26 protein-coding genes, 1 other RNA gene and 1 riboswitch are annotated in these 23703 nt (G+C 35.5%); of the genes, 23 read left to right on the plus strand and 4 right to left on the minus strand.

Going from position 1 to position 23703, the window contains the following annotated elements; genetic code table 11:
- Nucleotides 1-6: 6 nt before the first annotated feature.
- The 8 genes from panD (at nucleotide 7) to ACUXVC_RS07840 (ending at nucleotide 7477) form a co-directional block, all read left to right on the plus strand.
- Entirely contained in the window at nucleotides 7-390 is a 384-nt protein-coding gene (gene panD / locus ACUXVC_RS07805) for an aspartate 1-decarboxylase (RefSeq protein WP_000490186.1), read from the plus strand.
- Nucleotides 391-521: 131 nt separating this feature from the next.
- The gene (gene dinG / locus ACUXVC_RS07810; protein ID WP_000044967.1) at nucleotides 522-3326 is read left to right on the plus strand and encodes an ATP-dependent DNA helicase DinG; all 2805 of its coding nucleotides are present in this window, start codon (nucleotides 522-524) and stop codon (nucleotides 3324-3326) included.
- Nucleotides 3327-3576: 250 nt separating this feature from the next.
- Nucleotides 3577-3747: a YpmA family protein gene (locus tag ACUXVC_RS07815; RefSeq protein WP_000412179.1), complete on the plus strand. Its 171-nt coding sequence runs from the start codon at nucleotides 3577-3579 to the stop codon at nucleotides 3745-3747.
- A gap of 7 nt (nucleotides 3748-3754) precedes the next feature.
- Nucleotides 3755-4258, plus strand: a complete 504-nt coding sequence (locus ACUXVC_RS07820) for a cell wall elongation regulator TseB-like domain-containing protein (RefSeq protein ID WP_000758740.1) — start codon at nucleotides 3755-3757, stop codon at nucleotides 4256-4258.
- A gap of 18 nt (nucleotides 4259-4276) precedes the next feature.
- Nucleotides 4277-5464 (plus strand): aspartate transaminase AspB, encoded by a 1188-nt coding sequence (gene aspB, locus ACUXVC_RS07825; RefSeq protein ID WP_000761571.1) that lies wholly within the window; start codon nucleotides 4277-4279, stop codon nucleotides 5462-5464.
- A gap of 120 nt (nucleotides 5465-5584) precedes the next feature.
- The gene (dnaD, locus tag ACUXVC_RS07830; protein WP_000728542.1) at nucleotides 5585-6292 is read left to right on the plus strand and encodes a DNA replication protein DnaD; all 708 of its coding nucleotides are present in this window, start codon (nucleotides 5585-5587) and stop codon (nucleotides 6290-6292) included.
- A gap of 15 nt (nucleotides 6293-6307) precedes the next feature.
- Complete coding sequence (gene nth / locus ACUXVC_RS07835; protein ID WP_000933035.1) at nucleotides 6308-6955, plus strand: endonuclease III; 648 nt, start codon at nucleotides 6308-6310, stop codon at nucleotides 6953-6955.
- Nucleotides 6956-6958: 3 nt separating this feature from the next.
- Nucleotides 6959-7477, plus strand: a complete 519-nt coding sequence (locus ACUXVC_RS07840) for a YpoC family protein (RefSeq protein ID WP_029441862.1) — start codon at nucleotides 6959-6961, stop codon at nucleotides 7475-7477.
- 25 nt (nucleotides 7478-7502) lie between these two features.
- Here the strand turns inward: ACUXVC_RS07840 and ACUXVC_RS07845 are convergent, their stop codons facing one another.
- Both ACUXVC_RS07845 and recU read right to left on the minus strand, forming a co-directional pair.
- Complete coding sequence (locus tag ACUXVC_RS07845) at nucleotides 7503-10199, minus strand: PBP1A family penicillin-binding protein (RefSeq protein ID WP_053564880.1); 2697 nt, start codon at nucleotides 10197-10199, stop codon at nucleotides 7503-7505.
- A gap of 66 nt (nucleotides 10200-10265) precedes the next feature.
- Complete coding sequence (recU, locus tag ACUXVC_RS07850; RefSeq protein ID WP_000155599.1) at nucleotides 10266-10868, minus strand: Holliday junction resolvase RecU; 603 nt, start codon at nucleotides 10866-10868, stop codon at nucleotides 10266-10268.
- Nucleotides 10869-10971: 103 nt separating this feature from the next.
- On the opposite strand from recU, the gene ACUXVC_RS07855 reads away from it, so the two are divergent.
- A complete protein-coding gene (locus ACUXVC_RS07855; RefSeq protein WP_089170712.1) occupies nucleotides 10972-11997 on the plus strand; it encodes a DUF2515 domain-containing protein in 1026 nt (341 codons plus the stop codon).
- 151 nt (nucleotides 11998-12148) lie between these two features.
- On the opposite strand, the gene ACUXVC_RS07860 is transcribed toward ACUXVC_RS07855, so the two are convergent.
- Entirely contained in the window at nucleotides 12149-12328 is a 180-nt protein-coding gene (locus ACUXVC_RS07860; protein ID WP_001987054.1) for a hypothetical protein, read from the minus strand.
- Between the two features lie 85 nt (nucleotides 12329-12413).
- Here ACUXVC_RS07860 and ACUXVC_RS07865 point away from each other — a divergent pair, with 85 nt between their 5' ends.
- Both ACUXVC_RS07865 and ACUXVC_RS07870 read left to right on the plus strand, forming a co-directional pair.
- Nucleotides 12414-12656 (plus strand): hypothetical protein, encoded by a 243-nt coding sequence (locus ACUXVC_RS07865; RefSeq protein ID WP_001252036.1) that lies wholly within the window; start codon nucleotides 12414-12416, stop codon nucleotides 12654-12656.
- A gap of 15 nt (nucleotides 12657-12671) precedes the next feature.
- Complete coding sequence (locus ACUXVC_RS07870; RefSeq protein WP_000786937.1) at nucleotides 12672-13016, plus strand: YppE family protein; 345 nt, start codon at nucleotides 12672-12674, stop codon at nucleotides 13014-13016.
- 26 nt (nucleotides 13017-13042) lie between these two features.
- Here ACUXVC_RS07870 and ACUXVC_RS07875 read toward each other — a convergent pair whose 3' ends face one another.
- Nucleotides 13043-13234, minus strand: coding sequence for a YppF family protein (locus tag ACUXVC_RS07875; RefSeq protein ID WP_000242652.1), 192 nt, complete (start codon nucleotides 13232-13234; stop codon nucleotides 13043-13045).
- Nucleotides 13235-13411: 177 nt separating this feature from the next.
- Here ACUXVC_RS07875 and ACUXVC_RS07880 point away from each other — a divergent pair, with 177 nt between their 5' ends.
- The 12 genes from ACUXVC_RS07880 (at nucleotide 13412) to ACUXVC_RS07935 (ending at nucleotide 23703) form a co-directional block, all read left to right on the plus strand.
- Nucleotides 13412-13969, plus strand: coding sequence for a YppG family protein (locus tag ACUXVC_RS07880; RefSeq protein ID WP_000487718.1), 558 nt, complete (start codon nucleotides 13412-13414; stop codon nucleotides 13967-13969).
- A gap of 156 nt (nucleotides 13970-14125) precedes the next feature.
- A complete protein-coding gene (locus ACUXVC_RS07885; protein WP_060630213.1) occupies nucleotides 14126-14575 on the plus strand; it encodes a spore coat protein in 450 nt (149 codons plus the stop codon).
- A gap of 56 nt (nucleotides 14576-14631) precedes the next feature.
- Nucleotides 14632-15186: a DUF1273 domain-containing protein gene (locus tag ACUXVC_RS07890; RefSeq protein WP_000862916.1), complete on the plus strand. Its 555-nt coding sequence runs from the start codon at nucleotides 14632-14634 to the stop codon at nucleotides 15184-15186.
- 97 nt (nucleotides 15187-15283) lie between these two features.
- Nucleotides 15284-15619 (plus strand): cell division regulator GpsB, encoded by a 336-nt coding sequence (gene gpsB, locus ACUXVC_RS07895; protein ID WP_000622431.1) that lies wholly within the window; start codon nucleotides 15284-15286, stop codon nucleotides 15617-15619.
- Nucleotides 15620-15705: 86 nt separating this feature from the next.
- An RNA gene (rnpB, locus tag ACUXVC_RS07900) (RNase P RNA component class B) lies at nucleotides 15706-16096 on the plus strand.
- Nucleotides 16097-16276: 180 nt separating this feature from the next.
- A complete protein-coding gene (locus ACUXVC_RS07905; protein ID WP_000521224.1) occupies nucleotides 16277-17416 on the plus strand; it encodes a THUMP domain-containing class I SAM-dependent RNA methyltransferase in 1140 nt (379 codons plus the stop codon).
- Between the two features lie 61 nt (nucleotides 17417-17477).
- Nucleotides 17478-17660 carry a DUF3921 domain-containing protein gene (locus tag ACUXVC_RS07910; RefSeq protein ID WP_000368570.1) on the plus strand — a complete coding sequence of 61 codons (183 nt, stop codon included), beginning with the start codon at nucleotides 17478-17480 and terminating at the stop codon, nucleotides 17658-17660.
- A 139-nt stretch (nucleotides 17661-17799) separates the two neighbouring features.
- Complete coding sequence (locus tag ACUXVC_RS07915; RefSeq protein WP_000493700.1) at nucleotides 17800-19737, plus strand: ATP-dependent DNA helicase; 1938 nt, start codon at nucleotides 17800-17802, stop codon at nucleotides 19735-19737.
- 101 nt (nucleotides 19738-19838) lie between these two features.
- On the plus strand, nucleotides 19839-21356 hold the full coding sequence (ypwA, locus tag ACUXVC_RS07920) for a carboxypeptidase (protein ID WP_023521517.1): 1518 nt from the start codon (nucleotides 19839-19841) through the stop codon (nucleotides 21354-21356).
- Between the two features lie 48 nt (nucleotides 21357-21404).
- Nucleotides 21405-21878 (plus strand): GNAT family N-acetyltransferase, encoded by a 474-nt coding sequence (locus ACUXVC_RS07925; protein ID WP_044307512.1) that lies wholly within the window; start codon nucleotides 21405-21407, stop codon nucleotides 21876-21878.
- Between the two features lie 159 nt (nucleotides 21879-22037).
- Nucleotides 22038-22784 (plus strand): type I methionyl aminopeptidase, encoded by a 747-nt coding sequence (locus tag ACUXVC_RS07930; protein ID WP_098976751.1) that lies wholly within the window; start codon nucleotides 22038-22040, stop codon nucleotides 22782-22784.
- 116 nt (nucleotides 22785-22900) lie between these two features.
- Nucleotides 22901-23002: riboswitch (purine riboswitch) on the plus strand.
- A gap of 107 nt (nucleotides 23003-23109) precedes the next feature.
- The gene (locus ACUXVC_RS07935) at nucleotides 23110-23703 is read left to right on the plus strand and encodes a xanthine phosphoribosyltransferase (protein WP_000866496.1); all 594 of its coding nucleotides are present in this window, start codon (nucleotides 23110-23112) and stop codon (nucleotides 23701-23703) included.

The following is a 23703-nucleotide window of genomic DNA, read 5'->3' on the forward strand; positions in this document are numbered from 1 at the left end:
GCACCTATGTTTCGCACAATGATGAGAGCAAAGTTACATCGTGCAACTGTAACGGAGGCAAATTTAAATTATGTAGGTAGTATTACAATTGATGAAGATTTAATGGATGCAGTAAATATTGTAGAAAACGAAAAAGTCCAAATTGTAAATAATAATAATGGTGCTCGTTTAGAGACATACGTCATTAAAGGGGAACGCGGTAGTGGTGTTGTTTGTTTAAACGGTGCTGCGGCAAGGCTTGTACAACCAGGGGACAAAGTAATTATTATTTGTTATGGGCTAGTTACGGAAGAAGAGGTTCATAAACAAGAACCCAAAATTGCAGTACTAGACGATAATAATCAAATTATTGAAATGTTAGGTGCTGAAAAAGCGGGTACGATATTATAAGTAGAAAGGCTATCTCCATTGCGGAGATAGCTTTTTTGTGCATCTTTTCATTAAGATGAGATAAAACGTGGTATAGTAACATTATATAAATTATTGTTGTTTGAAAGGTAAGAAATTGAGGTGTTACATATATGAGTAAGCGTTATGTCGTTGTTGATTTAGAGACGACAGGGAACTCCTGGAAAGATGGGAAGGATAAAATTACCCAAATTGCAGCTGTTGTAGTAGAAGATGGAGAGATATTGGAGATTTTTTCGTCTTTTGTTAACCCAAAGAGAGAGATCCCACCATTTATTACAGAATTAACAGGGATTGATGAAAGTCTTGTAAAACAAGCCCCGTTATTTCAAGATGTAGCCCCGATGATTGTTGAGCTATTACAAGGTGCGGCTTTCGTTGCGCATAATGTTCACTTTGATTGGAATTTTTTAAATGAAGAATTAAGACAGGCTGGATATACAGAAATACATTGTCCTAAAATCGACACGGTTGAATTGGCTCAAATTCTTTTGCCGACAGCTGATAGTTATAAATTACGTGATTTAGCTAAGAAGCATGAACTAGAACATGATCAACCACATCGTGCGGATAGTGATGCTCTTGCAACAGCGGAATTATTTTTACAATTTTTAAATGAAATTGAAAAGTTACCACTTGTCACGTTGCAATCGCTTTATGAATTAAGCGATGTGTTCCAAAGTGATATAGCTGATGTGCTTTCTGAAAATATTTTAAAGAAAGTAATGAATGGTAAAGAAGATATAGCGGAGTATGAAATACATCGAAATATTGCGCTGAAAAAGCGGAACTATTCCTTAAACCTTGGAGAAACGTGTTCATCAAAGTTTGATGCTTTCTTGAATAAAACGATGGATAAATTGGAATCACATATGCCAAAGTTTGAAAGAAGAGAAAGTCAACAACTGATGATGAAAGAGATATATACGGCGTTAAGAGATTCTCGTTTTTCACTAATTGAAGCCGGTACAGGAACAGGAAAGACTCTTGCATATTTGCTTCCTAGTCTTTATTTTGCAAAGAGAAAAGAAGAACCTGTCATTATAAGTACACAAACGGTACAACTCCAACAACAAATATTAGAAAAAGAAATACCGTTATTACAAAAAATAATGCCATTTTCATTTGAGGTAGCTCTTCTTAAAGGAAGAAAGCATTATCTTTGCTTACACAAATTTGAGTATGCTTTACAAGAGGAAGAAAAAAATTATGATATGGCACTTACGAAGGCGAAGATTTTAGTTTGGCTATTGCAAACTGAAACGGGTGATCAAGACGAATTAAATATTCCTGAGGGCGGAAAGTTACTTTGGAATCGTATTTGTAGTGATGCGTATAGTCCAGGCGGTATGCAAAGTAATTGGTTTAGTCGTTGTTTTTACCAGCGAGCGAAGAATAAAGCTTTATTTGCAGATATCGTTATCACAAATCATGCGTTATTATTTCAAGATTTTTCAAGTGAAGAACCGCTGTTTGCTTCATGCGAACATATTATTTTTGATGAAGCTCACCATATTGAAGAAGCTGCGAGTAGAACATTGGGTGAACAGTTCTCTTGTATGTATTTTCAATTGGTTATATCTCGTCTTGGGACGCTAGAAACAGAAGATGTACTCTCCAAAGTATATAAAATGATGAAAAAATCAGAGCAAGCATCTCGTTCAACTTTCCGTATGATAAGTTATAGTTTGAAGGAACTTAAGTTTGATGCGGATGAACTCTTCCAAATGTTACGTACTTTTATTTTTAAACAAACAAAGCAAGAACAAGGAACGAATAATATGCCGCTCATCTATAGGTATAACGCAGAACTAGAAAAAGGTAAGTTGTGGGATAGTATCGTTGAATTAACAAATCGTTTTATATATGAATTAAGAAGGGTAGTAACTGCTCTTGAGAAGCAAGTGGATATATTGCAAAGTAAGTTAGAATGGGAGATGCATGTTGTAACAGGTGAATTTATGCATTTAATTGAGTTGCTGAGAAAGATGGCAGAATCATTACAGTTACTCGTATTAGAAAAGAATTCGTATGTAACTTGGATGGAGACTGAAACGAAAGGGACGATTCATTCAACAGTTCTATATGCACAGCCTGTTCATATTGGTGAAAGATTTGCTGATGAATTTTTAACAGAAAAAAAGAGTGTTATTTTTACATCCGCAACACTAACAGTTAACGATACGTTTGATTATATAAAAGAGGAACTTGGTTTACATGATTTCGCTCCAAATACTTTAAAGGTTCCATCGCCATTTCGTTATGATGAACAAATGAAATTAATGGTTTCAACGGATGTACCTTTTATTAAGCAAGTAAGTAATGAGCGATATATTGAATCTGTATCGGAACATATTGCAAAGATAGCGAAAGCCACAAAGGGCAGAATGCTTGTTTTATTCACTTCGTATGAAATGTTAAAAGAAGCGTATGCGAATTTAAAAAATAATGATGAATTAGAGGGTTATTTATTACTCACACAAAGTGTGAATAATAGAAGTCGAAGCCGTTTAATTCGAAAGTTTCAAGAGTTCGACAAATCAATTTTATTAGGGACGAGCAGTTTCTGGGAAGGGATAGATATTCCAGGAGATGCCTTAAGTTGTCTTGTTATTGTCCGTCTACCATTTACGCCGCCTCATCAGCCGATGATGGAAGCGAAAGGTGAGTGGCTAAAAAATCAAGGTGAGGATGTATTCGCTAAATTAGCGCTGCCACAAGCAATATTACGTTTCAAACAAGGATTCGGCCGCTTAATTCGAACGAATACAGATACAGGAACGGTAGTAGTGTTAGATCGTCGTTTGACAAGTTCTTCCTATGGAAAACGATTTCTACAATCGATCCCTAACGTACCTCTTTATGAAGGACCATTAGAAGAATTATTAGTACAATTAGAAGAACCATCAAATGAATAAAAATGGAAGAAAAATACGCCTGAAGTACTTATAAACTTCAGGCGTAAAAAATGTGGGTAGGAGGAATTTTATTTTTCTTACTTCTTGTATACAAAATGTGTTGGTTTTCGACTTGAAACCTTTTTTTGCTGTACATGTCCTGCTATAATAGATGGGTGATGAAGCAGGGGTTGTAAAGAATGTACTCTTATTGTAACCGCATTGCGTTCTTCTATAATTAGAAATTTTTGTGTAACGGAGGAGTTTTTTCATGGAGAAGAAAATCGAAGTACTATCAACGACGCGTATTAAATATTCGTCTGATTTGTATAAAATTGTTGATAGTTTGAATCGTACGTTAAAAGAGCAGGACCTCATGTTCGGACTAGCATTAGACGAAAAAGATAAAGAAACAGCTGTATTTACGATTTACAGAACGTAGTGATACAATGAAAAAGTGGATCTTTGCAATCATTATTGTTATCGTTGCTAGCGGAATATATGGGGCGTATGTTTATAATAAAGCAATGGGGAAGAAAATTCCAAAAGAGTCGAAATTTGTAGAAATTGCTAAAGAAAAAGCAAAGCTTACAAAGGTGAAATCTGTTGATTATTACAACGGAAAATCTGCATATATAGTCGTGCAAGGTACAGATGAAAAGGGAGAACAACTTATCGTTTGGGTGCCGGAGAAAAAAGGGGATACTGTAGTAAGGAAAAAGAGCGAAGGTATTTCTGAAAAAGAGGCTATACAAAGAACATTAGAACAAGTCGGCAATGAAAGTAAGGAATCAAAAAGTAAGCCGAAAGAGATTATGAAAGTGAAATTAGGCTTTGAAAATGATGTACCACTATGGGAAGTTACATATATTGATGATGACAATCGTTATAGTTATTACTATCTTGAATTTAAAGATGGAAAATTTTTAAGACGATATAGCATTGAAAAATAGATGTAGGGGGAACTACAAATGAAATTAGCAAAGCGAGTAGCTGCTTTAACACCGTCTTCAACTTTAGAAATTACAGCAAAGGCACAAGCATTAAAAGCAGAGGGTCATGATGTAATTGGATTAGGGGCAGGGGAACCTGACTTTAATACACCAGAGCATATTATGGATGCTGCACATAAAGCGATGTTAGAAGGGCATACGAAGTATACACCAACAGGTGGATTACAATCGTTAAAACAAGAAATTGTGAAGAAATTTACTCGCGATCAAGGTATTGCGTATGATCCATCTGAAATTATTGTATGTAATGGCGCAAAGCATGCATTATATACATTATTCCAAGTATTACTTGATGAGGGAGATGAAGTTATCATTCCAACTCCTTACTGGGTAAGCTATCCAGAGCAAGTAAAGCTTGCTGGCGGTAAGCCGGTTTATGTAGAAGGTTTAGAAGACAATGAGTACAAAATTACAGCAAAGCAGCTGCGTGAGGCAATTACAGAGAAAACGAAAGCAGTTATTATTAATTCACCGAGCAATCCAACAGGAATGATTTATAGCAAAGAAGAATTACAACAGCTTGGAGAAGTATGTTTAGAACATGATATTTTAATCGTTTCTGATGAAATTTATGAAAAATTAATTTATGGTGGCGTAGAATATACTTCAATTGCCCAGCTTTCTAATGCATTAAAAGAACAAACACTTATTATTAATGGTGTATCTAAATCTCATTCTATGACAGGATGGCGTATTGGATATGCAGCAGGAAATAAGCAGCTTATTAAAGCGATGACGAACTTAGCGAGTCATAGTACGTCAAACCCTACTTCAATCGCTCAATACGGCGCAATTGCGGCATATGCAGGCTCACAAGAACCTGTGGAAACAATGCGTCAAGCCTTTGAAGAGAGATTAAACATCATTTATGATAAATTAATTCAAATCCCTGGCTTTACTTGTATTAAACCGCAAGGTGCATTTTACTTATTCCCTAACGTAAAAGAAGCTGTAGCTTTATCAGGATATGCAACAGTTGATGATTGGGCAAAGGCTCTATTAGAAGAGGAAAAAGTGGCTCTTGTACCAGGTACAGGATTTGGTGCTCCAAATAATGTTCGTTTATCATATGCGACATCTCTTGAACAAGTAGAGAAAGCATTAGAACGTATCCATACATTTATGAAAAGTAAAGTGCAAGCTTAATTTTATATTTCATTCATGTAATATAAAAAACCTCCCTATTGATGGGGAGGTTTTTTTGACGAATTGTGGCAAAAAGAAATAGCTAAAGGTGTGTTATACTAGAGAGCGAGGTGTTTGGTGATGAAAAAGAAAATGATGCTACAGTGGTTTGAGCAGGGAAGCATTGCAATTCCAAAATTGCTTATGATGCATTATAAAAAATTAGGTTTAAATGAGACGGAATTTATGGTTGTACTTCATGTACACACATTTTTAGAATCAGGTAATTCGTTTCCGACTCCTTCAGAGATTTCTGAACGGATGACGATAACGGAAATGAAATGTATGGAAGTAATTCAAGCGTTGATTCAAAAAGGTTTTTTATCACTAGAAGGTGGACAAAGATCAGAAGCGATGATGTGCGAAAGTTATTCTTTACAACCGTTATGGGAAAAAATATTACATTTCTTAATGGATGAATCAATAGAGGAAGAGCAAAAAGAAAAAAAACAGCTGCAAGTAAATTTATATACAGTATTTGAAAAAGAATTTGGAAGACCACTTTCGCCGTTCGAATGTGAAACGTTAGGAATGTGGGAGGACCAAGATCAACATCATCCAAATTTAATTCAAGCAGCTCTTAGAGAAGCTGTAATGAGTGGGAAACTAAATTTCCGATATATTGATCGTATTTTATTTGAGTGGAAAAAGAATGGAATTAAAACGGTAGATCAGGCTCAAAATCAAGGTCAAAAATTTAGAGCGAATCAACAAAGAGCACAACAAATGACAAAACAAGAGACGAAATTTACTGGAAAAGTGCCTTTTTATAATTGGTTGGAGCAGTAATATAGGAGGAGAAATATGCTTAACAAAACGCAAATCCGTTATTGTTTAGACACAATGGCGGATATGTATCCAGAAGCGCATTGTGAATTGGTTCATGATAATCCATTTGAACTTGTAATCGCGGTGGCGTTATCTGCACAATGTACAGATGTACTTGTAAATAAAGTGACAAGAAATTTATTTCAAAAATATAAAACACCAGAAGATTATTTAAGTGTTTCTCTAGAAGAATTACAACAAGATATACGCTCTATCGGATTGTATAGAAATAAAGCAAAAAACATTCAAAAATTATGCCGAATGTTATTAGATGACTATAATGGGGAGGTACCGAGCGATCGAGATGAACTTACGAAATTACCCGGTGTAGGAAGGAAAACAGCGAATGTTGTAGTTTCCGTAGCGTTTGGGATTCCTGCAATTGCTGTTGATACACATGTGGAGCGAGTGAGTAAACGATTAGCGATTTGTAGATGGAAAGATTCTGTGTTAGAAGTAGAAAAAACGTTAATGAAGAAAGTACCGATGGATGAGTGGGGGGTCACGCATCATCGTATGATTTTCTTTGGACGTTATCATTGTAAAGCACAACGACCGCAATGTGAGGAGTGCAGACTGTTAGAAGTATGTCGTGAAGGAAAGAAGCGAATGAAGGTGAAATAAGGGATGGAGCGAGTTATAGAAATACCGAAAGAATTTCACTGCTTACCATTTTTTAAAGAAAGCGTAAATTCAATTGAGTATCATACAGACGAGTCTTTTGAAGAAATAATACAAAATACTTACTTTATATTTGATATTGAAAGACAGTATGAGCCATGGAAGGAAATTGAAAACAGTATTCCAGCGATGTTGAATGTATGGAAAAATAAGCATGAAGACATTGCTATACTGTTTCGAAATAGAAATAAGCAAGAGGCTGAGGGGCCAATGATTCTTTTTGCAGCTCACTTGTTATCGGTTGTCTATTGGCTAAATGAGCAACCTGTTCATAGTTTGAATGAAATGCAAATAAATACGAATAAATTAAAAGTGCAACCTGTTAATTTTATGGAAAGATATTCATTCATAATAAAGAAACCGAGTAATTATCATTCTTATATTCAATTAGCGCAGTTGTATATCGAAATAGAAAAGCTATATGTAAAGAAAATGATAACAAAAAAGAAGTCCGCTTCTCGTTAAGAGAAACGGACTTCTTTTTTGTTTATTAGGACTCTGTTGTAATAACAGTACCGTCTGCGTGAGGTGTATCTCCTCCGGTATTTTGATGTTGCTGTTCTTGTTGTTTCTTAGCTTCTTCTTCAGCTTTTTTCTTGGCCTCTTCTTCAGCTTTCTTCTTAGCTTCTTCTTCAGCTTTTTTCTTAGCTTCTTCTTCAGCTTTTCTTCTAGCTTCCTCATCAGCTTTCTTTTGAGCTTCTTCTTGCTGTTTACGTTGTTGTTCTTGTTGCTGTTCTTGTTGTTTCTTAGCCTCTTCATCAGCTTTTTTCTTAGCTTCGTCTTGTTTTACTTTATCTTCATTAGCCTTTTTCTGGGCTTCCTCATCAGCTTTTTTCTTAGCTTCTTCATCGGCCTTTTTCTTAGCATCTTCTTCAGCTTTTTTCGCATCTGGAGTTCCGCCAGGCGCAGTGAAGGATGCACCAACTGCTGGGCTTGTTCCAGTGCCTTTTTTCGCTACTACAGAGAAGCTGTAAGTAACACCTGGTTTAATACCACCAAGAGTAGCTGTCGTACCACTTATTGATAGGCTACCACTTGAACCGTCAGTTGCTTTATAGCTGGCTGCATATGCATCAACTTCTGCTGGTCCAGACCAGTTTAGTGTAACTGTGCTAGCGCCATCAAAAGTGACATTCAGACCACTAGGAGCATCTACTTTAATTTCTTTAATTGCATCTTTTTTCGCACCTTTTACGTATAGTTCTCCGTTTATTTCTTGTACAGAAGAAGGACGTTCAAAGCGTGATTTATCTGTAGCGAATTTGCTCATCATTACTTGGAACATTTGCTGTGCAATTCTAGTGGAGCGATCGCTAACATAATTTTTTGGACCATCTTTTTCGTAACCGGTCCAAACAGCCATTGTGTATTGTGGCGTATATCCAGCAAACCAGCTATCTCTGTTTGCATCAGCTGGGATGTCATATTTTTGAAGAACTGATTCATCAAAGTTTTGTGTTCCTGTTTTACCTGCTACGTCAACACCTGAAACGTATGCTGTTGGACCTGTACCACCAGAACCAGGTTTTACTACGTCACGAAGAACGTCAGTAACCATATAAGCTGTATAGTCTTGCATTGCGCGATGTTCTTTCGGTTTAAAGCTTTTCTTTTTCCCGTCCGGGAAGGTTACTTCTTTTACGAAGTGTGGTTTATTATAGTTACCACTATTACCAAAGGTTGCATATGCACCTGCTACTTCTAATGGAGAACTATCGTTACTACCGATTGCTGTTGATTCGTAGACTTTTCCTTCTTTAAAGGTCATGCCTAAACCTTCAGCAAATTCTTTTGACTTATTAAGACCAACTGTTTGTGCTGTCTTTAAAGCTGGAATGTTTAATGACTTTTTCAAAGCTTCACGTAGTGAAACGTCACCTTTGTAACTCTTTGTTGCATTTTGTATTTTCTTACCATTGGAATACGTATACTCTGAGTCGTTTAATTGATGGTATGTAGACCATTGTAAATTTTCAATTGCCGGACCGTAGTCGAAAATTGGTTTCATTGTTGAACCAACTTGGCGTTTTAAATCAGTTGCCATATTATGACCTTTGAAAGTAGACTTACTTTCTTTACGTCCAGCACCAATTGCTCGAACTTCTCCAGACTGTGTATCCATAAATACGAATGACCCTTGGAATTGATCGTCCGGATACTTAATAAGATTGCCATCCATAATTTTGTCGGCGTAATCTTGAGCATCTTGATCAAGTGTTGTATGAATCGTTAAACCATCTGAACCGATATTTACATCAGGATATTCTTTTTCAACTTCTTTTACAACCGCATCTAAAAATGCTTGATACTTCATCTCAGTTACTTCTGAAGACGGTTGAAGGCCCTCAGTTACTGGAATCTTAACGGCGTTATTCATTTCTTCTTTTGTTATATAACCATGTCGATTCATTAATGATAATACGACATTACGACGATTTGTTGCTCGTTCAACATTTTCCTTTTTTGTTGGATCATAAATGTTTGGACCTTGGGGTAAACCAGCGAGCATAGCAGCTTCATGTAATTGCAAGTCTTTTAAATCTTTACCATAATATTTTTGCGCTGCTGTCGCAATACCATATGAACGGTTACCTAAATTAATCTTATTTAAGTACATTTCTAAAATCTCATGTTTAGAGTATTGTTGCTCTAATTTATAAGATAAGTACCATTCTTGTACTTTTCTCTTAGCGGTTTTATCCATCGTTAGAAAATAGTTCTTAACGACTTGCTGTGTAATCGTACTACCACCTTGAGAACCGAAACCACCAGTGACATTTTCCATAACTGCTTTTGTAGTTCGTTTAAAGTCAATTCCATTATGATCATAGAAACGCGAATCCTCAGTTGCAAGGAATGCATTTTCAACTACTTTTGGAATTTGATCATAAGTAACATGCGTTCGTTTTTCAGCACCGTATTCATAGAAGAAATTTCCGTTTTTATCAAGAAACTTTGTTGATAAAGGATTAACAAGTTTGGATTTATCTAATTTTGGAGCGTCCTTTACCATAACAAAGAAAGCGGAAACGCCGGCTACAAGACCAACGATACCAAGAAGTAGACAACCTATAAGGAATTTCTTGAAAAAGGAGCCTTTTTTCTTTGGTTTTTCTTCTTTATTTGTTTTTTTCTCTTGATTTTTTACATGATTTCGTTCTGTACGAGAACGATAATTATCTGACATTATACTTTCTCCTACCTTTCATTCTCTCCCCCAAAAGTCGAAAAAAGAGCCTTAGTGATGACTCTATCACGAAAAATAAACCGTGTCTAGTACACGGATATAGTCAATCCGAGGGTGATAACCGCATGATAATAAGGATCCATGCTCTTCTATTTCTTCTTTCGTAATCGACTTGCGTCCACCTGTATTTTGACGATTCCAAAATGCAATAATATGTTTTGCATCTAATAAATAAAATTCATCAAAAAGTGTAAATTTAATAATGACAAATGCAATTCCATTATGAGCAACCACTTGCTTCATATGTTCTATTTGATGAAGGTGGAAGTTTTGAAGTGGGAAACTAGTTTTATTTTTTGTTTCCTTTGCTTCAAAATCGATGTATTTCCCTTTGTATACACCGTTGTAATCTGTCGTAGAAGGTTGTTTAAAATACGCTTCTTTTACCACTGCAGCACTTCGAGCGGGGTAATCTACTTTTACAATTTGAAGAGGTGTAGGCTTTTTATGTACACATGCAATATTATGGGTTAAGTAATATTGATTTGTTTCATTCAATTCCTCTTCAAGGGACATACCTCTATTACTATAAGTATGTGTTTTTATAGGTGTTTTTTGAGGTTGTGAAGCTTGATTATACCTTTTTCCATTTGGGTAACGAATGGTCATAGTGTGTCCACTCCCAACTTGCTAAGAATTACTTACAAAGGTGATTATATCAAAAAATGAAAAAAGATGTGACCTTTTTGATGAAAGGTATGATGACTTATTTATGTTTACATGGAATGATTATATGAAAATTAAACAAAATCGAGAAAAAAATTTTTGTACAGAGAAAGAAAAAGCGATCATTCGCAATATTAAAAAGAAAACAGAAATAGCTAATGTGGACAATATTTCTCGGACACAATCTTATCAAGAATATTATTTAAGAAATAGTGAAATCAGGTGGGCCTTTTTAGCGAGTATGGTTTCGAGAAATGCGGGATGGAATATGACTGATTTAGAAGGGAGATATTATGCCACTGTATTACCTGAAACGGTAAAAAAACATTTATTTCTTCTGTACGAACAAGCTAATTGGATTATTTTCTTAGATGCATTTCCTCAGCTATTATTGTATGAGGAAAGTAAGAAGAGACGGGCACCTCTCTTTCATTTGTTGCAATATTTCAGCGTATCAATTTTTATGGAAAAAGAATGGTTACTTTTCTGGGAAAGAAGAGATATGAATAGGCTTATGACAGCGCTTATTATAAATGAACAAAATAAAATTCAAAAACCAGTCATTGAGAACACATATTTTAAAAAACATGTATTCCATACTGCACTTTTTAAAGTACAAGAAAGATTTCATATTAGTGCAGTTATCTTCCCAACAATTGAAGGGAGGATGTATGGATTTTCGGTTTATCAATTTGAAACGTTACAACAGCGTATAGAACTAGGAAAAAAATTAGCATGGTTATTGTTTCATCCAATTTATAATGGTTCGTTTTATAAGTTTGCATTGCAAACTACACATACTGGGTCTAGAGAAGATTATGAAGTTTACGCACAGGAAACTCGAAAGTCTTATACGCCAACACTTAGAGATATTTATCCTGTTATTTTACATGAAGAAATAAAAATGAGAGATTGGTTTTGTGCAAATATGAAAATGAATGTGCTATTTGTACTTGAAGAACCTAAAGAGGAAGTTAATATAACAGAATGGTATAGAAGAAAGAGAGAACAAATCTATAGGCTATCTATCGTAAATCGTTTTGCTAAAAGGATGGATGAGTTCATGATATAATAAAAAAGAAGTCCCGTCTTCCATTTTGAAGACGGGACTTCTTAATTTGAAACAATCCTGCTATGCGTGCTACAACTTTAATTTCAAAACGTAATGCTAGTAGGAGATTAAGGATGATTTGAAATTTACCTGTTCGTAATAAAGTCTCGCTTTATGTAGCAGGGAAGTTTGGACCATCTAGCTTTGGATTGCCAGTCTCAGGTTTATTTTGTTGTTTGTTTTGGTTTTTCTTTTTTTCATTTTTGTTCTTTGCCATTGTAATACACCTCCTTTTTGTATTGTTACCATTTCTATAAATGACATACGAAATGATTTCTTTGACGAATAACAACTAGTTTTGTCATGTGGGCAGGAGTGGTGAATCATTCGGCGAAATTACATGACAAAGGAAAAGCAAAGAAGGAGGCGTTTTGTATATGGCGATGGTTCAGAAGGAAGATGTAATGAAAAAAATGGATCAAATGTTAAGTTCTCTCGATTTGCTGGAAATGAATATAGGGATTAGAATGAATCATGCATTAAAGGATGCGAGTGAAAAAATATGCAATAAGATAGAAATAACAGAAATGCATATTGAACATATGGAAAATAAATTAGTGCATCACGAAGAAAAAGGGAATTGGGTAAAGACATTTCAAAACGTCGTAGTGAGTGCATAATAAGGTGGGAAAGAAATGAAGAATGAAGCATTAATACAGTCTTCAGAAAAACTCATGCAGTATAATAATGAAGCGAATGTAAAAAAAAGAGAACTGATTGAATACGATTTTTATAAGGATATGAAACCGTTTGTAGATATGGTAGATGAGGAATTAGAGAAGTGGAAAGAATTAGCTTATACGTGGATTAAAGAAGAAAAGCCAAAGTATATACATGTACAGCAAATTGATCAAGTATACGATAATTTACAAACGAATGTGTTACAATGCTTTGTAAATAAAGGTAAAGGTAAACGATTCTTTGAAACACACCAAGCCGTTTCGTATACTTTGCAAAATATAGTTGAGCAATGTAAATAACAAGAGGGAGAACCCTCTTGTTATTTTTATGCTTCTGTCATTGTTGTAGGTTTTGTTGCGCCGTTTATTTCTAATTCTTTTATTAATGTTCGATAATCTGATATGCATATTTTTCCTTCGAGATACCAATGTCTCGCAAAGTCTAATAATTCATTTGCATTCTCTGTGCAATACCCCTTTTTTTGAGAAAACGCTTGTTTTAAATCCCCTAATACCATGTTGATTCCTCCCCCATGAGAATCTTCTTCTTAATTATCATAGCATGGAAGGGTTTTCTTTTTTAATTTTTTAAAAATTTAAACTTCCGACAAAAATAGACAGATACTCCATCACACATATTATTTTATAGATACATATTATATATGTAGAAACTTATGTAAAGGAGGAGAGAATGCATGTTTCAACAATCTAACGTATATCAGCAAACGTATCCATATGCACAGCAAAATATGTACCAATATAATACGGATACATATTTACGGTATAATATGTATCCTTTCGAGCCTTATTATGGAAATCAAAATTATTATCAACCGTTTGAAGTGTCATTTATGAATCAAGCTCAACAACAGCAGCAACCTTATGTAAATCAGGCCCAACAACCACAACAGCAGCAACCTTATGTGAATCAAGCTCAACAATCACAAGCTCAGCAACCATACATGAATCAACAACAGCAACAGCCTTATATGAATTCACAATATTATATGCCACCACAAGCGCCCTATGCTAATCAACAAGGGATGTTTTATCCACCAAAACAACCGTATCCGACGCAGAGTAAACAAAAGCAACAACAGCCAAGTCAGTTTTCTAGTTTTGTTTCTCAATTTAAAACATCAGATGGTAACTATGATGTAAATAAAATGATGAACACAGCTGGCCAGATGATGAATGCGATGAATCAGGTGACAGGTATTGTAAAGCAAGTTGGAGGCTTCTTTGGTAAGTAATGTTGAAGGGTTGTCTATGAAAGTATTGTATATGAAATAAAGGACTAGACAAATTTCCTTGTAATAAATGGGTATATATAACAAACGGCTTTCTCTCTTTTCTCATACTGTAAAGTGTAATCAGATTTTTTTAACGAGAGAGGAGAGAAAAAAACTATGCATCATTGTCATCCTTGTTTTGGAGGGCATAAGCCTGTAGGACCTATTTGTACAACTGCTCCTGTCGTTCATCCGACGAAACAATGCGTAACACACTCTTTTTCAACAACGGTGGTGCCACACATTTTCCCAACACATACAACACATGTACATCATCAACAAATTAAAAACCAAAACTTCTTCCCACAAACAAATTCAAATGTAAATGTTGTGGACCCAATCGACCCAGGATTCGGCGGTGGATGTGGACCGTGTGGCCATGGTCATCATCACCACGGTCATCAAATATCTCCATTTGGGCCAGGACCGAATGTATCACCGTTTGGACCAGGACCGAATGTATCACCGTTTGGACCAGGACCAAATGTATCACCGTTTTTACCAAACAATGTATCACCAGTAGGTCCAAATATCGGACCAAACGTTGGTGGAATATTTAAAAAGTAAATGATATGTTAGAACTAGCGAAATGCTAGTTCTTTTTTTGTAATTGGAGTGTTGATATGAAAGTTATTGCAGTAACAGGATATAAGCCATTTGAACTTGGAATATTTAAAAATGATCATCCAGGGGTGGAGTGTATAAAAAAGGCATTACACCGCAAATTAACCACTTTTGTAGAAGATGGTTTAGAGTGGGTTATAATAAGCGGCCAGTTAGGTGTAGAATTATGGGCTGCTGAAGTTGTTTTTGAAATTCAAGTAGAATATCCAGACTTAAAATTAGCGGTATTTACTCCGTTTTTAGAACAAGAAGAAAATTGGAAAGAAGATAATCGTGAATATTACGAATTTATTCTTTCTCAAGCAGACCATGTTGATAGTATCACAAAACGGAAGTATGAAAGCCCAGAACAATTTAAATTAAAAAATCAATTTTTTATTGAAAAAAGTGATGCGCTTTTAGCGGTATATGATGAAGAAAAACCAGGAAGTCCCAAATATATTGTAGAAGCAGCAAAGAAAAAAGGGGAAATAGAAAATTATCACAGTTATTTCATTCTTTTTTCTGATTTACAAGATATAATAGAAGAGGAACAGTGGAATAATGCAGAGTAATATGTAATATAGTACTCGTATATATGATTGACAAAAAGCATTGTTTCTGAAAAAATTTAGTTAATGAAAGTTTTGGTAAAAATTTGAGGTGAAGAAAATGATTTCGGATAAAATTAAATTAACAGCGAAAGATATTTTAGAAAAAGAATTTAAAACAGGTATGAGAGGTTATCAGCAAGAAGAAGTAGACAAGTTTCTTGATATGATCATTAAAGACTATGAAGCTTTCCACAAAGAGTTTGAGCAATTAAAGCAACAAAATGCTCGTTTAAAGCGTGAATTAGAGGAACAAAAACTAGCAGTAACGCAAGTTCCACAACAACCTGTACAAACACCAGTTGCACAACCGGTTTATAACAACACGAATACGGATATTTTAAAACGCTTATCTAACTTAGAAAAAGCTGTATTTGGAAGTAAGTTATACGAATGATGTAAGGTGGGAAAAGGTTTAAGCGTTTTACATAGAAAAAAACGTTGCAAAATCTTTTTGTTTCCACTATACTAATGGATGTCATAACGTTTGGGTAATCGCTGCAACGCCAACGTTGTAGAGGAAAGTCCATGCTCGCACGGCCTGAGATGGCTGTAGTGTTCGTGCCTAGCCAATTCATAAGCTAGGGTATTCTGGCTGTAAGGCTGGTTTAACGGCAGGGAAAAAACCTAAGTCCTTTCGGATATGGTTTGACTACCTTTAAAGTGCCACAGTGACGAAGTCCTTGAAGAAATGATAGGAGTGGAACGAGGTAAACCCCACGAGCGAGAAACCCAAATAATGGTAGGGGAATCTTTTCCAAGGAAATGAACGACGGGAAAGGACAGGTTTTATAACCTGTAGATAGATGATTGCCACCGGAGTACGAGGCGTGGGCCGTTTGTAGTACAAAGGAACAGAACATGGCTTACAGAACGTTATGAACCAACTATGAAATAACTCAGCTCTCCTTTGTTAGAGGAGGGCTTTTTATTTGTATGAAGTTATAAAGTATGAGTTAAAATGGTTAATGAGAAAATTTTTCGTAAAATGTAATGATTAATAGGACCAATTGCTATTAATTATTGTTTGAATATACATAAGAGGTGAATGCAAATGGGAAAAGTTACTTTAATTGCAACAGCGGCAATGGGTATTGAAGCGTTAGTTGCCCGAGAAGTTCGCGATCTTGGTTATGAATGTCAAGTAGAAAACAGCAAAGTAACATTTGAAGCAGATGAAAAGGCGATTTGTCGCACGAATTTATGGTTACGCACTGCGGACCGTGTAAAAATTAAAGTTGGCGAATTTAAAGCAACAACATTTGATGAGCTATTTGAAAAAACGAAAGCATTAAACTGGGGAGATTATATTCCAGAGAATGGCGAGTTCCCTGTTATCGGTAAATCTTTAAAATCTGAATTATTCAGTGTTTCGGATTGCCAACGTATCGTTAAAAAAGCTGTCGTTGAAAAATTAAAAACAACATATAAACGTACAACTTGGTTTGAAGAAGATGGTCCGTTATTCCGTATCGAGATTGCAATGCTCAAGGATATTGCAACATTAACAATTGATGCGAGTGGTGTTGGACTTCATAAACGTGGATACCGTATGGATCAAGGGGAAGCTCCGTTAAAAGAAACATTAGCTGCGTCTTTAATTAAATTAACAAACTGGAAGCCAGATCGTCCATTTGTTGATCCATTCTGTGGATCAGGTACAATTCCAATTGAAGCAGCATTAATTGGACAAAACATTGCACCAGGATTTAACCGTGGTTTCGCATCTGACGAGTGGGGCTGGGTAGGTAAACAAAACTGGCGTGAAGCTCGTCAAGAAGCTGAAGATTTAGCGAACTATGATCAACGATTACAAATCATTGGATCAGATATTGATCATCGTATGATTCGAGTTGCTCAAGATAACGCAGAAGAAGTGGGCTTAGGCGATTTAATTACATTTAAACAAATGCAAGTAAAAGATTTCACAACAAAAGAGGATTATGGCTACGTTGTAACGAATCCTCCATACGGAGAACGTTTAAGTGAAAAAGCACTCGTTGAACAACTGTATAAAGAAATGGGACAAGTATTCCGCCCGTTAGATACATGGTCAGCGTATGTATTAACAAGCTACGAAGCATTTGAGAAGTGTTACGGAAAAGATGCGTCGAAGAAGCGTAAACTGTTTAACGGATTTATCCGTACAGATTACTACCAATACTTCGGAAAACGTCCACCGCGTAATTCATAGTATAAAACTCCTCCAGCGCGCATATACTGGCTATTATGTAATGCGTAAAGGAGGAAGTGATATGGATAATTTCCAATTATCAATGATTCAAAAAGCTATTCACCGTACGTATGATGAGCTCGGAAAAGAAGTGGATAGTCAAGGTGCGATTGTAGATGAAATACAAAAAGCACAAGAAGAATATTTGTCAGCTCTTTCACATGAAACAGCGATTGATAAACGGTATTTAAAGTCATTAATATAGAAGAAAATTTTCCTTTTTCGAAAGGAAAATTTTTTTTCGTGAATTTCTATGTATTGTAACAGGGGAAAGCAAATGCATACATATGCGTAGCAGTTGCTATTATCTTTTTATAGAAAAACTTTTTGGTTGGAGGCTAAGGATGTTTACTGAGAAGAGATTACCATTTGAAGTAGGAAAACAAGATAATTTTTATGATAAGTTGAATGAGTGGATTGGAGATGTGTTTTACGACATCCTTCCGGAAAAAGGCTTTGAAGAGCGTGATGAACAAATTTTTATGGCGTTTCAGTTAGAACGCGCTTTCCAAGAAAAGAAAGTTATGTTCGCAGAAGCTGGTGTAGGAACCGGGAAAACAATTGTATATCTTCTATATGCAATTTGTTACGCGCGTTATACTGGGAAACCAGCTATTATTGCTTGTGCAGATGAAACGTTAATTGAGCAGCTTGTAAAAGAAGAAGGGGACATCGCTAAGTTATCTGAAGCATTAGGGCTATCTGTTGATGTAAGGCTTGCAAAATCAATGGATAATTATTTATGCTTACGTAAACTTGAAGATGTTATGAGTGGACGAGCTCCAGAAGTAATTGAAGACGTATATTACGAGTTACCACAGTTTGTATTCGATCATGGTACGATGCAAAACTTTACTCACTATGGTGACAGAAAAGAATTTCCACTTTTAAATGACGAAGAATGGTCAAAAGTAAATTGGGATTACTTCCAAGATTGCTTTACTTGTGATTCTCGTCATCGTTGTGGACAAACTCTTTCTCGTGAACATTATCGTAAAGCAGCAGATTTAATTATTTGTTCTCAAGATTTCTATATGGATCATATTTGGACGTACGATGCTCGTAAGCGTGAAGGACAAATTCCATTATTACCAGAAAGTAGCTGCGTTGTATTCGATGAAGGACATCTTGTAGAATATGCAGCTCAAAAAGCTTTAACATATCGTTTAAAGCAAACGATGATGGAGCAACTTTTAACGAGATTGCTACAAAACGATATTCGTGAGGAGTTTGCACATTTAGTAGAAGAAACAATTTGGCAAACAGAGCGATTCTTTGATGTGTTACAAGAAAACAAAAAAGAAATTGCCGGTTCTGATCGTTTAGAAATTACTGTGACAGAAAAAGTAACAGCTGAAGCGAAACGACTTTATGCAAAAATCGGTGAAGTTGGAGATGCATTAGTATTCGAAAGTGAAATGCATACAGTAAACACATATGATTTAAATATTGTTGATGAGCATTTAGATGTATTAGAACATTCACTTCGTCTGTTCATGCACGAGAAAAATGTAATTACTTGGGGTGAAGAAGGTGATGGTGCCTTCACGTTAGTGATTATGCCGCGTGCAGTTGAAGAAGTATTACAAGAGAAAGTGTTCTCGAAGAAAATACCGTATATTTTCTCTTCTGCGACATTATCGAACAATGATTCATTCGCGTTTACAGCTAATAGCCTAGGGGTAAAAGATTACTTATCATTCTCAGTTGCTTCACCGTTTGATTACGAAGAGCAAATGGCAGTAAACTTACTATCGCATACGAAAGAAAATGAATGGGAAAGAAAGTGTCAATATACACTTGAAAATATACAAAAAACAAATGGACGTACGCTTGTATTATTCCGTACAACGCAAGAGCTTGCAGCGTTCAAAGAGTATGTAAGTAAGGAGCAAATGTCGGTTCCGTTCTTATATGAGGGAGATCAGGAAATTAGCCAGCTCGTTTCTCGTTTCCAAAATGAAGAAGAGACTGTACTTTGTGCGGTTCATTTATGGGAAGGTTTAGATATTCCTGGTTCATCATTATCACACGTTATTATTTGGTCATTACCATTCCCTCCAAACGATCCTGTGTTTGAAGCGAAACGTAAGCACGTAAATGATCCATTCTGGGATGTAGATGTACCATATATGATTTTACGACTTCGTCAAGGAATTGGGCGTTTAATTCGTACAAGTGAAGATAAAGGTGCTATATCAATCTTCTTATCTGATTCAGAAGATGAGAAAGTAGTTGCAGCTGTGAAAAATGTACTGCCAGTAGAAGGTAAAGAATTATAAGGAGAAGGCTTGGCGCTTGCCAAGCTTTTTTTCTATTATAAAAGGAATTTATGTTTCCGTGTCGAATTAAGTTTGAGGTAGAAAAAGGAGGCTTTTATACGATGACAGTTGCTACATATGAGGTAGAAAAACAATTTTTAACATACGTGAAGAAGATACAGAATTACGGAGAAGCATTAAGTTTAATGTTTTGGGATTTAAGAACAGGTGCACCAAAAAAAGGTGTAGATCAGCGTTCAGAAGTAATTGGTATGCTTTCGTCAGAAGTGTTTGCTATGTCGACTTCAGATGAGATGGGAAACTATTTAACAGAACTTGAAGCTTTAATACGTGAAGATAAACTTTCTGAAACGACAAAGAAAATGGTTGAAGAGTGTCGGAAAGAATATGATAGAAATAAAAAAATTCCACAAGCTGAATATGAGGCTTATGTGAAATTAGAAGCGAAAGCAGAGAGTGTGTGGGAAGAAGCTCGCGAAAAATCTGATTTCGAAATGTTCCGCCCGTACTTAGAAAAAATTGTTGAATTTAAAAAGAAATTTATTACATATTGGGGTTATGAAACATATAAATACAATACATTATTAGACATGTATGAGCCAGGTATTACAGTAGAAGTTTTAGATCACGTATTTGGTCAACTTCGTGAGCGTATCGTGCCGCTTGTAAAAGAAATCTCTGAGTCTAAAAAAGGATTAAAAACAAGTGCTTTATCGGAACAGTTTTCAAAAGAAAAACAAAAGAACTTTACATTAGAACTATTAAAGCAATTGAATTATGACTTTGAAGCAGGTCGTCTTGATGAAACAGTACATCCTTTCGAAATTACATTAAATAGAGGGGATGTTCGTATTACGACACGCTATGATGAAAAAGATTTCCGTATGGCTGTATTTGGAACAATTCATGAATGTGGTCATGCAGTATATGAACAAAACATTGCAGAACAATTTGAAGGTACACCACTTTGCAGTGGTACATCTATGGGTATTCACGAATCACAATCATTATTCTTTGAGAACTTTATCGGCCGTAATAAATCATTCTGGAAGAAAAATTATGATTTATTAAAAGAGTATAGCGATGGTCAATTTGATGATATGTCAGTCGATGAGTTTTATGATGCAATTAACGAATCGAAGCCGTCATTCATTCGTATAGAAGCAGATGAGCTTACATACCCGCTTCATGTTATGGTGCGTTATGAATTAGAGAAAGAATTATTTGATGGTACATTACAAGTGAAGGACTTACCAGCAGCTTGGAATGATAAGATGGAAGCATATTTAGGAATTCGTCCGGAAAATGATGCGCAAGGTGTATTGCAAGATGTTCACTGGGCTGGTGGCTCATTTGGATACTTCCCATCTTATGCGCTTGGTTACATGTATGCAGCGCAATTTAAGCAAAGAATGTTAAAAGACATTCCGAACTTTGATGCATTATTAGAAGAAGGAAACGTAACACCGATTCGTGAATGGTTAACAGAACATATTCACCAATATGGTAAAACGAAAAAGCCGCTTGAAATTTTAGAAGATGTAACAGGTGAAGGCTTAAATGCAAACTACTTAGCCGATTATTTAGAAGCGAAATATAGAGCGATTTATGAGTTGTAAAAAAAGAGCTGCTTAATTGCAGCTCTTTTTATTAAAGGGGATGATAGAATGGGTTATACATATACAGTAATGAAGCAAGAAGAAGCGGAGGAAATTGCGTATAACTGGCATTATGAAGGGAAATATTCTTTTTATGATATAGAGGCAGATGAAGAAGATTTAGCTGAATTTTTACATGGTGAGAGTAGAGGAAATCATACATTTTCTGTGAAGCAAAATGGCATTCTCATTGGTTTTTTTACTGTTTGTAAAATGAATGATGGAACGGTTGATATAGGACTTGGAATGAGACCTGATATAACTGGCAATGGATTTGGTTTACAGTTCGTGAATGCTGGACTAGCTTTTAGCAAAGAAAAATACGGATGCAAATATATAACACTATCAGTAGCGACATTTAATGAGAGAGCGATAAAAGTGTATAAAAGGGCGGGATTTGAAGTGGTTGGAACGTTTATACAGAAAACAAATGGTAGTTGTTTTGAGTTTTTGAAAATGAACTACATATGTAAACGTGATTAAAAAACAGAGGGATCTTCTGTTTTTTTATTTTGATTTAGAAATATATGATACATATTTTTTTACTTGTTGTAATTGAGGGTTTTGAAATTTTGGTAAAGGATGTGTATGATAGAAGTTTAGTAGCGAATAGTAGGTTTAGCAAGGAAAGGTAGAGGTAGTATGATTACAATTAAAACGAAAAACGAAATAGATTTGATGCATGAATCTGGAAAATTACTTGCTTCATGTCATAAAGAAATTGCGAAAATGATAAAGCCAGGTATAACGACGCAAGAGATTAATACGTTTGTTGAAATGTATTTAAAAAAGCATGGTGCCACATCTGAACAGAAAGATTACAATGGTTATCCATATGCGATATGTGCATCTGTAAACGATGAAATGTGTCATGCGTTTCCGGCCGATGTTCCTTTAACTGAGGGTGATATTGTAACAATTGACATGGTAGTAAACTTAAATGGGGGTCTTTCAGATTCTGCTTGGACGTATAGAGTTGGAAAAGTTTCTGATGAAGCAGAAAAGTTGTTGCTAGTAGCAGAGAATGCTTTATATAAAGGGGTTGATCAGGCGGTAATCGGTAATCATGTAGGAGACATTGGCTATGCAATTGAAAGTTATGTAACAAATGAAGGTTTTTCTGTCGCAAGAGACTTTACGGGACATGGAATCGGTAAAGAGATTCATGAAGAACCAGCAATTTTTCATTTTGGGAAACAAGGACAAGGGCCTCAGTTACAAGAAGGGATGGTGATTACGATTGAGCCGATTGTCAATGTAGGTATGCGATATTCGAAAGTAGATTTAAATGGGTGGATTGCACGAACGATGGATGGGAAATTATCAGCTCAATATGAGCATACACTTGCGATTACAAAAGATGGGCCAATCATTTTAACGAAGTTGTAATTGGGAATGAAAGAGTTTACAAAACTCGAACGAAAATAGTAGTTTTTAAAAATTCGTACGTGTTTTTTCGATAAATGCTTTTCAAAGTATAAAAAGTGCGTTATAATCCTTCTATAAAATAAATAGTTAGCTACACTCATATAATCGCGGGGATATGGCCTGCAAGTTTCTACCGAAGTACCGTAAATACTTTGACTATGAGTGAGGACGAATATAATTGCTTGTTTGGCATTCTTTTTTGCGAAACTCCAAAAGCGCGTCTCTCACTTGTAACGAGTGGTGGCGGCTTTTGGAGTTTTTTTATTGCATAAGAGGGGGAACAAACATGAAAGTATTACAAGAAAAGATTTTGAATGAAGGAAAGGTTTTATCTGGTGACGTATTAAAGGTGGATGCATTTTTAAATCACCAAATTGATCCAGTACTTATGCAAGAAATCGGAAAAGAATTTGCTAAACGTTTTAAAGAAGAGAACATTACAAAAATCGTGACGATTGAATCTTCAGGCATTGCACCATCTGTTATGGCTGCATTAGAGCTTGGTGTAAAAGTAATCTTTGCAAGAAAACGTAAATCGTTAACGTTACAAGATAATATGTACGTTGCAAACGTATATTCATTTACAAAACAAGAAACAAATGAAATTTCATTATCTCGAAATCATATTGATGAAAATGATCGCGTGCTAATCATCGATGACTTTTTAGCAAACGGTCAGGCTGCTTTAGGTTTAATGAGTTTGGTAGAGCAAGCAGGAGCAAGTATTGCAGGAATTGGAATTGTTATTGAAAAAGCATTTCAAGATGGAGGAAAGAAGCTTCGTGAACAAGGCGTTCGTGTTGAATCACTAGCAGAAATTGCATCACTTGATAACGGCACAGTTACATTTGTACAGCAAGAAACTGCGGAGGTGAAATAA

It is taken from the genome of Bacillus sp. N6 (assembly GCF_052805735.1).